This is a genomic window from Acidithiobacillus sp. TH-A36, from assembly GCF_057473445.1.
Genome location: NZ_JBYCKP010000412.1, coordinates 1 through 1,000 on the forward strand (window position 1 = coordinate 1; position 1,000 = coordinate 1,000).

2 protein-coding genes are annotated in these 1,000 nt (G+C 52.5%); both read left to right on the forward strand.

Annotation, left to right across the window (positions count from 1 at the left end; translation table 11 throughout):
* Nucleotides 1-240 (forward strand): hypothetical protein (locus AC2VLY_RS10875; RefSeq protein WP_486922262.1); only part of this gene is annotated, 240 nt, incomplete at its 5' end.
* A gap of 379 nt (nucleotides 241-619) precedes the next feature.
* On the forward strand, nucleotides 620-1,000 hold a 381-nt coding region (locus tag AC2VLY_RS10880), incomplete at its 3' end, for a spore germination protein (protein ID WP_486922263.1).

The following is a 1,000-nucleotide window of genomic DNA, read 5'->3' on the forward strand; positions in this document are numbered from 1 at the left end:
GTGGTTGCGCACAATCTGTGCTATGATATCGGGCTTACAACCTATCGGAAGTCGTTTCATCCAGAGGTCGTCTGCGTCATGGATATGGGCGGAAGGCATGCAGCGTACATTGAGGCGGATACAGAATGGGGTGGGCAGCGTAGTCGCGTGCCCGTCAGCGGATCGACAGCCAAGTTCATGAAAGAGTCGTTTATCCGCTATTTTCTTCAAACTAAGGGAGACGTCCGATACATTTTATAAATGCTCTCGGCTTGGCATGACAACGTTTCTCGGTTGAGTATGTTTCGAGGTTGAGTTTGTTTCTCCGTTGAGTCTGTTTCGGGATTGATTCCATAACAACATCGCGGTCTGTGTTTTCCTCGAAAATCCGTCTCTTTCCCACTTGTGCATGAATCGACCAAGGACGTGCATTCTAAGCTCATCTGCATTTTGGATAGGATGAGTTTATATGCCAAAGTTCTTTTCGTCGAGTAAGGCCAGAAAGACACGACCGACCCATCCGGGTTCGAGTCGCGCCGTGTCGAAAGGTGCTTCGGCTCAACCTGGTCAGAGGAGCGCTTCGTCTGAAGCGCGCGATGCGCGAAACGACCACTGGCGGGGGGAGAACAATCAGTCTGCCTTGCAGACCCGAGGTACAGAGAAAGGACGCGCAGCCCCGAAAGCAGCCCTGCTGAAGAGTGCGCGTGTACCCAAGTTGAACGGTCATCTACAGGTCTCTAGTGACTGGTTGCAGTCCCGCCTCGGCAGTGATGCCGACTTTGTCGAGCGCAAACTCGTCATTGGCCGGTACCGGGCGGCCTGCTATTTTCTCCGTACGCTTATCGACAAACCGCTTCTCGAGCGCAATATATTGCAGCTCCAACAGCACGCATATCCACGCAAGAGCTTGCGCCAAATGACCGACTATCTGGTGGAACGGGTCTTGTCTGTGTCTGAAGCTATGTCCATGCACGACTTGCAAGATGTGGAGATGGCGCTCCTCAAAGGATATGTCGTCATT